Annotated in this window: 10 protein-coding genes; 9 read left to right on the top strand and 1 reads right to left on the bottom strand. The window is 56.0% G+C overall.

Features of this window, described 5'->3' with window-relative positions:
* Positions 1-4 precede the first annotated feature (4 nt).
* Positions 5-310, bottom strand: a complete 306-nt coding sequence (locus OR1_RS22195; RefSeq protein ID WP_152609972.1) for a hypothetical protein — start codon at positions 308-310, stop codon at positions 5-7.
* Between OR1_RS22195 and OR1_RS18505 the strand changes: the two genes are divergently transcribed.
* The 9 genes from OR1_RS18505 to OR1_RS18540 all read left to right on the top strand — a co-directional run.
* Positions 309-1,538, top strand: a complete 1,230-nt coding sequence (locus OR1_RS18505) for a hypothetical protein (RefSeq protein ID WP_041974143.1) — start codon at positions 309-311, stop codon at positions 1,536-1,538. The two genes, OR1_RS22195 and OR1_RS18505, sit on opposite strands and share 2 nt — an antisense overlap.
* 54 nt (positions 1,539-1,592) lie before the next feature.
* Positions 1,593-1,865 carry a DUF4242 domain-containing protein gene (locus tag OR1_RS18510; RefSeq protein WP_041974145.1) on the top strand — a complete coding sequence of 91 codons (273 nt, stop codon included), beginning with the start codon at positions 1,593-1,595 and terminating at the stop codon, positions 1,863-1,865.
* Positions 1,866-1,943: 78 nt separating this feature from the next.
* Positions 1,944-2,474 carry an AmiS/UreI family transporter gene (locus tag OR1_RS18515; protein ID WP_041974147.1) on the top strand — a complete coding sequence of 177 codons (531 nt, stop codon included), beginning with the start codon at positions 1,944-1,946 and terminating at the stop codon, positions 2,472-2,474.
* 198 nt (positions 2,475-2,672) lie between these two features.
* Complete coding sequence (locus OR1_RS21165) at positions 2,673-3,554, top strand: SHOCT domain-containing protein (RefSeq protein WP_052440657.1); 882 nt, start codon at positions 2,673-2,675, stop codon at positions 3,552-3,554.
* Positions 3,555-3,627: 73 nt separating this feature from the next.
* Entirely contained in the window at positions 3,628-4,218 is a 591-nt protein-coding gene (locus OR1_RS18525; RefSeq protein ID WP_041974150.1) for a TetR/AcrR family transcriptional regulator, read from the top strand.
* A gap of 116 nt (positions 4,219-4,334) precedes the next feature.
* Positions 4,335-4,508, top strand: a complete 174-nt coding sequence (locus tag OR1_RS22370; RefSeq protein WP_160295281.1) for a hypothetical protein — start codon at positions 4,335-4,337, stop codon at positions 4,506-4,508.
* Positions 4,509-4,685: 177 nt separating this feature from the next.
* On the top strand, positions 4,686-6,107 hold the full coding sequence (locus tag OR1_RS18530) for an aldehyde dehydrogenase family protein (protein ID WP_041974153.1): 1,422 nt from the start codon (positions 4,686-4,688) through the stop codon (positions 6,105-6,107).
* A gap of 481 nt (positions 6,108-6,588) precedes the next feature.
* Positions 6,589-7,173, top strand: coding sequence for a 4Fe-4S dicluster domain-containing protein (locus tag OR1_RS18535; protein ID WP_041974155.1), 585 nt, complete (start codon positions 6,589-6,591; stop codon positions 7,171-7,173).
* Between the two features lie 43 nt (positions 7,174-7,216).
* On the top strand, positions 7,217-7,691 hold a 475-nt coding region (locus OR1_RS18540), incomplete at its 3' end, for a heterodisulfide reductase-related iron-sulfur binding cluster (RefSeq protein ID WP_041974183.1).

Genomic DNA, 7,691 nt, shown 5'->3' on the forward strand with positions numbered 1-7,691 from the left:
AGTTTTATCCAGGAAAATATCGTTTTATTTGTGGCACCACAGTTGCAAAAGTCGGTTCTCCATAACGATCGGCGCGCCGGGCGACGAGAGTAATGCCAACTGAATAAAACGCACAAGTGGACTTGCTCGCAGCAACAGAGATGCTGACCTGTAAACACCCCACAACACCTGCAATGAACTGCATCAACTTAGCAGTTGTTCGCCGGTTGCCGGTTGCCGGCAGATCGGAGTGACAGAAAACAGGCGCCGGGGAACGCATTGCAGGGAATGCATTAAATTGATGCACCAATTTAGATAGGAGGTAGAACATGAAGAAACTCGTTTCAGGAATCACAGCGCTGCTTCTGGCACTGAGCGCAATCCCCTCTGCACATGCAGCTTTTGTCATTGGTGGCGAAAACGGCTGGCAGCTCAGCACCGACGGCATCGTCGACATATTCAGCCACTACCGGTCAACCACCCAGGCCCCCGCAGGCCACCCTCTTGCACTTCTCGGCGACAATGATCAGAGATTCGGAGTAACAGTCGGACTTTTGCCGTCGGTGGTCGCACTCAACGTCAAGGCCCCTACCGTAAACGGCATTGAGTCGAACGTGCGGGTCGGCATCTACCCCAGCCTGCAGAACAATACCAATGATGGCACGGGCAAGCGCACCCGGCTTGACACCGATTCCAACATCGACTTCCGTGAGTTCTTCTACACTGCCAAGGGGAGCTTCGGCGAGGTCCTGGCCGGCCGCGCCCTCAACCTCTACCAGGGTAAAAACATCCTGACCGACATGACCCTTCTCGGGGTTGGTGTCGTTCCGGGCAGTGTCGGCAGCACGACCCTGGGCCACATTGCCTACGGTTATCTCTACACCAACTTCGGACCCCAGTTCCGCTACACCACTCCTGACATGGGAGGGGTAAAGGTGGCCCTGAGCGTCGCCGAACCGTACAAGATCAGCGCTGACTCCGCCAAGACAAACGTACCGCGTATCGAAAGCGAAATATCCTACGCCACTAAGCTCGGCAATGGCGCCACCGTCCAGGGATGGCTCTCCGGCCTCTTTCAGACCGATACCCGCAGCACCGCGGCAGGCATAGCGAGGGCTGGCGGCCACAACAAATCCCTTGGCGGAGCAGCCGGGATCGGAGTCGGTTTCAAAGGGATCGACCTCCTGACATCCGGCTACTATGGCGAGGGGCTCGGCATGGTCAGCGTACAGGATGGCGACTTGGGCGCCCGTGGCCTCACATCAGTGGATGCCAGCGGGAAAGAGAGAACCCATTGGGGATTCCTCGCCCAGGCGACCTACATGCTGACACCCGATGTCAAGCTCGGAGTGAACTACGGCCAAACCCGCCAGGAGAAGAACGATGGCGACAACGGGCTTTTGAAGAAGAAGCAAGAGGCAGCGGTAGCCATGGTTTCCTACAACTTCAACAAGTTCACCCAGCTCGTCGCCGAGTACACTTATGCCCAGGACACATGGCATGACGACACCACGAACCATTCCAACATTGTGTCCATCGGCACGATGTTCTACTGGTAACCGGTCAACCTGGGGGCATAGAGTGCTTCCCACGCAAAGAAAGGAGATATAGCCATGCCGAAGTACGTTATCGAACGCGAACTCCCGGGCGCTGGAAAGATTCCGCCCCAGGATCTGCAGGCCATTTCCCAGAAATCCTGCGGGGTGCTCAAAGGCCTTGGCCCCCAAATCCAGTGGGTGCAGAGTTATGTCACCGATGACAAGATCTACTGCATCTACATCGCTCCCAACAAGGAGATGGTCCTTGAACACGCCAGGCAGGGAGGGTTCCCTGCCAACAGAGTAGAAAAAATAAAAGGCATGATCGATCCGACTACTGCCGAATAAGCCGTGGTCTCAACCCTCTCCCGGTACCGCCGAAGAAGCCGGACCGGGAGAGGATACAAAAGAGGCGAGGATAAATATATGACGTTAGCTCTACTAGTTTTGATCAGCATTATGTGGATCCCGGTAGGAATGTTCTTCCTAGGATACGGGGAAGCAAAGAGTACCGGTTTTGTCAGTGCAGTTGTCGGTATTCTCGTTGTCATCGGCGCAACCCTTCAGGCTGCTGTTTTTACCGACCCCTTCACCGCCGGACTGCTGTTCGTGTTCGGGGTCTTGTACCTGCAGACCGGCCATGCCCTTCTGACCGGCGTTGAAGATCTTCGCACTGTCGGCAACGGCGCTCTGCTTGTTGGCATCGTCTGTGCCATTTACGCGTTTTTCTTTGCCACCGGCGGCGGCCTGAAACCCGATGGCAAGACGATCATCGGCGCAGCCCCCTATCTGGCGTTCATGAACCTCACGTTCGTCGTTATCTGCTTTACCGTTACCGGCGTGACGTATGGCAAGATCAATCCCAAGATTGCCGCAGTGATGTTCATTGTCCTGACCTTCACCTGCCTCCTGACCCCGGCGTTCTCTCTTATGGGTTATGGCAAGCTTCCGTTTTAGAACGGCAGCACAGGGGAATTTTACAATCTATACGAAATGCTGCGCCGGAGGATAACCCGGCGAATGATGGTGCAACCTTTGCATCGTTTACCAGGGTCAGGTCGCAACCGTTCAGAGGTTCGGCCTGACCCTTTGTCACTTTGGTTTGGGGCACAGCAGCCCCCGCCCAAAAAAATCTGTAGCAAATGGAGGTCTGCCATGATGCGATCATTCCTTAGACGGCACACAAGCTCAGCCTGCGCAACAACGCTGCTCATGCTAAGCGCCATCCTGACACTAAACGGCTGTGCCGGGCTCTCCTCTTCGACGATGCCGCCGAAAACAGTATGGCACCTCGGCGACCAGTATGTAGCCGTTACACCGAAAGAGCAGACCCCGACTGCGCCTCCCAATGCCCATCCGGCCGATCTCAGCACAGACCGGCTGCAATGGGCCCTGGCATCGCTCAAGCTCATTCCCAAAGATAACGATGCGCCAACCCCACTTTTTACCGACTACGAACTATCAGTGCTGAGCACAAATGCCAGCAACGCTCTTAGCCGGGCCACTGCCGGCGAAGAGGTAATCTTCGCCACCATCGGCAATCACGTCTCGCTATACGGCCTGGTCAAACGACCGATGGTGACCACCGGCCGTCTGTTTGTAGCAGGGGGGATGCTTAACCTGATTCTGGGTAAAATCCATGAAGATGTCTCGGACAAGGACGACCGGCGGCTAAACCCCTTTATCGCAGGCACCCGGTCCGGTTCCCTGAACACAAACTCCGGACGGATCAGCTCGGTCATCAAGGGGGCGGAGTTGAAAAGCAGCCGGCAAGACTGGATCCTCATACCGCTCACCGGCATGATCGACGCACCCCCACCAGCAAGGGAGCCTGTCGGAAGCATTGACCGGTCCCCGGAATCTCCCAAAACAGTCCCTGCTGTAAAAAGTAACGAGAAACCTGCCAATAGCGCCTCCGTGCCAAGTGGAAAGAGCCCTGAAGAGAGATTGCGTACGCTCAACAGCCTGCGGGAACAAGGGCTGATCACCGAAGATGAGTATCGCAGCAAAAGGGCGCAGATCCTCAACGACCTCTAATAACTGGCTTGACTTCCTGCGCTGAATTGCTATTATTATTAAACGATCGTTTGAATAATAGAGCGAGGGATGGATGGCCGACACAGACTGCCGTGCAAACCTGATCAGGACGGCAACTCTTCTTTTCGCCGAGAGCGGCTATAATGGTGTAAGCGTTCGCCAGATAGCCAGGGCTGCCGGCGTCAACCTTGCCATGATTTCCTACTATTTCAGCGGCAAGGAGGGGTTGTATGGCGCGGTGCTGAATGAACAGTTTGCGGTGCTGCGACGAATTCCCGAGATCAAGACCGTTGAAAACGACCCCCTCAAGAAATTTGAATTATATGTACGGGCCACCGTTGCCCGCTACCGAAAGAACCCCTTCCTGCTTCGCTTTTATACCAGCGAACTGACCAACCCCACTCCCTGCTTCGAATCGATCGTCAAACCGGCAATCAAAGGGGTTGTGCAGCTCCTGATCGATACTTTCACCGACGGGCTTTCCCATGATCAGTTCCGCAAGGATCTCGATCCTACCGATACGGTGCTGGCGCTGGCCGGAATGATCAACTTTTATTTTCTCCTGGAACCGGTCACGACCGAACTGCTTGACCACTCGGCCGAAAGGGATGAAGCGCTGATTCAACATATCATGGATATTTTCGCCAAAGGGGTTTTGAAATAGCATCAATATTTTTTTTGACCATGCATTGTTCAAACGTTTGTTTGGCGCATTTGACTGCAAATCTGCAACGGACGATGGCCTGATTGGCAGCTACCTAACAACCAAAGGAGAAACCCATGGAATCGAACAGTCTCTATGAATGTGGAATCTGTTACTATCAGAGCAGAGCCAAGGATTTTACGCCAATAACCGTCAGTGCCGACTTTTCTGCCCTGGAGTGCCCCAAATGCCTCAACAACGATAAAGACCAGTTCACCGAAATCACAATTGCCGTTGAACAGGCCGCTTAACCGTTCTTCAGCACCGTCCGCACTGCAGAATTATCTGCCAGGGCCGCTTCCCCGAGGAAGCGGCCTTTTTCTTTGACAAATCGCCGCTATCGTCTTGCGTGGCTGGACAATTGCGGCATGATTTATGATAAAGCATCGGTGTTCGGCGATCTGATAATGGACTCAAATGGAGGGACTATGCACGAGCGCAACAATCTTTATCTGAACGGCCAGTGGACGCCCCCTTCAGGGGATCGCTTCATCAAGGTCACCAATCCTGCCACGGAAGAAGTAATAGCCAGGATTCCTGCCGCCACCCCTGCTGATGCGGAGAGTGCCGTTGCTGCCGCCAGGGCTGCGGCTGATGCCTGGGGAGAAACTCCGGTTACCGAACGGGCTGCTCTTCTTGGCCGGATACATCAGGGCATGACCGCCCGGATGGAAGAACTTGCCCAGACCATCACCGCCGAGGTCGGGATGCCGATCAAGCTTTCGCGGCGGATCCAGGCCGGGCTTCCGGCAGCGGTCGTTGAGAGTTACATTAAACTGATCGGCGAATATCAGTTTGAAGAGCGGCTCGGAAACTCCCTGGTGGTCAGAGAACCGGCCGGAGTCGCCGCGTGCATCACCCCCTGGAACTATCCCCTCCACCAGGTCATTGCCAAGGTGGCACCGGCGCTGGCCGCCGGTTGCACCGTAGTACTCAAACCGAGCGAAGTGGCACCTCTTTCGGCCTTTATCCTGGCGGAAATCATCCACGAAGCCGGCTTACCGGAAGGGGTTTTCAACCTGGTGAGCGGCACCGGCGAAACGGTCGGCGAGCTCCTGGCCGGCCATCCCGACGTTGACATGATCTCCTTCACCGGCTCGGTTCGGGCCGGGTGCCGGGTAGCCACGCTGGCTGCGCCGACGGTCAAACGGGTCGCACTGGAACTGGGGGGGAAATCGGCGGCCGTGATCCTCGACGATGCCGATCTGCCCGCTGCTGTCAAGGGGACTGTCGGCGCCTGCTTCATCAATTCCGGCCAGACCTGCACTGCCCATACCCGCATGCTGGTGCCTGAACGCATTTATGCCCAGGTTGTCGACCTTGCAGTTGAGATTGCCCAGACCTACCAGCCCGGCGACCCGTTCAACGAATCGACCCGGCTCGGACCGCTGGTGTCCGCGACCCAGCTGGAGCGGGTGCGCAGCTATATCCAGGCCGGGATCAGAGAGAGGGCATTACTGCTTACCGGCGGCGCAGCCCCGCCGAAGGGGCTGGAGCAAGGGTATTATGTCCAGCCGACTGTCTTTGGCCGCGTTACCCCGGACATGACCATTGCCAGGGAAGAGATCTTCGGCCCGGTACTCTCCATAATGACGTACCGGAATGAGGACGAAGCAGTCGCCATCGCCAACGGCACCAATTACGGACTTGCTGCCGCAGTCTGGTCAAGCGACCCGGCACGGGCCGAACGAATGGCGCGGCGGCTCAAGGCCGGCCAGGTGGATATCAACGGCGGCTCCTTCAACCTGCTCGCCCCCTTTGGCGGTTACAAACAGTCGGGAATCGGCCGGGAACTCGGCAAATACGGTCTGGAAGAGTTTCTGGAAGTCAAGGCGATGCAGTTTAAATAAATGCTCAAGCCGGCAAAGCCGTCCGGCGTGATGATTTCTTTATTCTTCGAGCATTAAAAGAGCCGGGCTCTTTCTTGAGAGGGCCCGGTTCATTCTATTATCTGATAACTGGGGAGTTTTCGGGCAGAACCAATGACAATCCACCCTCCTGAAGCGATAGCGTGTTGCTAAACGCCACACTGCAGCATTTCACCACGCTACTGTTCCTCAAGACGTTCCCGGCAAAGAAAAACCAGTGACAACAAAATAACATCGCAGTTACGGTAGGTTTGCCCCACAGGGTCAATTTATCCCGGTATTGCGGCCCCCAATATTACCGTGGAGTATCCGACCGGGCCGATTGCAGCTACCATCCGTAATTTCAAGCTATTAACGCGTAAAACAAGGCGTTATGAATGATTGGCGTGTCTTTTGCTGTATACTTTTCCGTTCTCATTAACACGACTGGATAGCTCTATATATGACAAAAAGCGGGAGCGCAATGAAACACTCCAAGATGACGTTATCGCAGGAGACGATGAACCTGGACTTTGTGAAGAAGGTCGAGCAGCTGTCGGGTAGTTCGGTACGGCGGTGCTTTCAGTGCGGGAAATGCTCGGCCGGGTGCCCGATGCGCTCGTTCATGGAACACCCTCCTAACCGGATCGTCCGGTTGTTGCAGCTGGGACAGTTCGAGCGGGTCCTGGCGGGCCGGAGCATCTGGTACTGCGCCTCGTGCGAGACCTGCACCACCCGTTGTCCGAACAAAGTCGATCTGGCGGCGATCATGGACGCCCTGCGCAAATGTTCCTGGGATGCCCAGGGAGCGTCCAAGGAATCACTGGTACAGCTGGCGAACAGCCTGTTCCTCGACAACATCCGGAGCTACGGCCGGCAGTACGAAATGCGACTGGCCGCGGCGTTCAACCTAAGGAGCGGCAAACTCCTGAAAGACTTCATGCTCGGCCCCAAGCTGATCACCAAAGGAAAGCTCAAGATGTTCCACCAGAAGAACAAGAACCTCGCCGATATCGAGAAGATCTTTAATAGAATAGAAGAGCTGCGCAAAAAAGGCGAGGCCCTGTAGGGGCAATTCGCGAATTGCCCCTACGATCACCATCGGAGAAACCATAGTGCCGACAAAAAATGTTCTCAATTATTCTTATTATCCTGGCTGCTCCCTGCACGCCTCGGCCAAGGAATACGACGAATCGACCCGGGCGCTGTTCAAGGCGTTGAACATCGGGCTCAAAGAAGTACCGGACTGGTGCTGCTGCGGGGCCACACCGGCGCACAACGTCGACGAGCTGTTATCGCTGTCCCTGTGCGCCAAGAACTTGGAGCTCTCCGAACAGGTTGACGGCGACCTGGCCGTAGCCTGCGCCGCCTGCTTCTCCCGGCTCAAAGTAGCCCAGCATCGGCTGGCCGACCATCCCGAGGTGCGCCAACAGGTCGAATACGCCCTCGATGCCCCGCTGGCGGTAGGCAAGCCGGTCAAGCACCTCCTCGAAATCCTGGCCAGCGACTACGGCCTCGACCAGCTGGCGAGCGCAGTCAAGAAACCGCTCTCCGGGCTCAAGGTCGCCTGCTACTACGGCTGCCTGC

The sequence above is a fragment of the Geobacter sp. OR-1 genome (genome assembly GCF_000813145.1).
In the GTDB taxonomy this organism is placed as follows: Bacteria; Desulfobacterota; Desulfuromonadia; order Geobacterales; family DSM-12255; genus Geoanaerobacter.

Excerpts from the sequence above, each read along its gene's own strand:
- OR1_RS18505 (WP_041974143.1), top strand. The coding sequence starts at position 309 with ATGAAGAAACTCGTTTCAGGAATCACAGCGCTGCTTCTGGCACTGAGC.
- OR1_RS22195 (WP_152609972.1), bottom strand. The coding sequence starts at position 310 with ATGTTCTACCTCCTATCTAAATTGGTGCATCAATTTAATGCATTCCCT.
- OR1_RS18510 (WP_041974145.1), top strand. The coding sequence starts at position 1,593 with ATGCCGAAGTACGTTATCGAACGCGAACTCCCGGGCGCTGGAAAGATT.
- OR1_RS18515 (WP_041974147.1), top strand. The coding sequence starts at position 1,944 with ATGACGTTAGCTCTACTAGTTTTGATCAGCATTATGTGGATCCCGGTA.
- OR1_RS21165 (WP_052440657.1), top strand. The coding sequence starts at position 2,673 with ATGATGCGATCATTCCTTAGACGGCACACAAGCTCAGCCTGCGCAACA.
- OR1_RS18525 (WP_041974150.1), top strand. The coding sequence starts at position 3,628 with ATGGCCGACACAGACTGCCGTGCAAACCTGATCAGGACGGCAACTCTT.
- OR1_RS22370 (WP_160295281.1), top strand. The coding sequence starts at position 4,335 with ATGGAATCGAACAGTCTCTATGAATGTGGAATCTGTTACTATCAGAGC.
- OR1_RS18530 (WP_041974153.1), top strand. The coding sequence starts at position 4,686 with ATGCACGAGCGCAACAATCTTTATCTGAACGGCCAGTGGACGCCCCCT.
- OR1_RS18535 (WP_041974155.1), top strand. The coding sequence starts at position 6,589 with ATGAAACACTCCAAGATGACGTTATCGCAGGAGACGATGAACCTGGAC.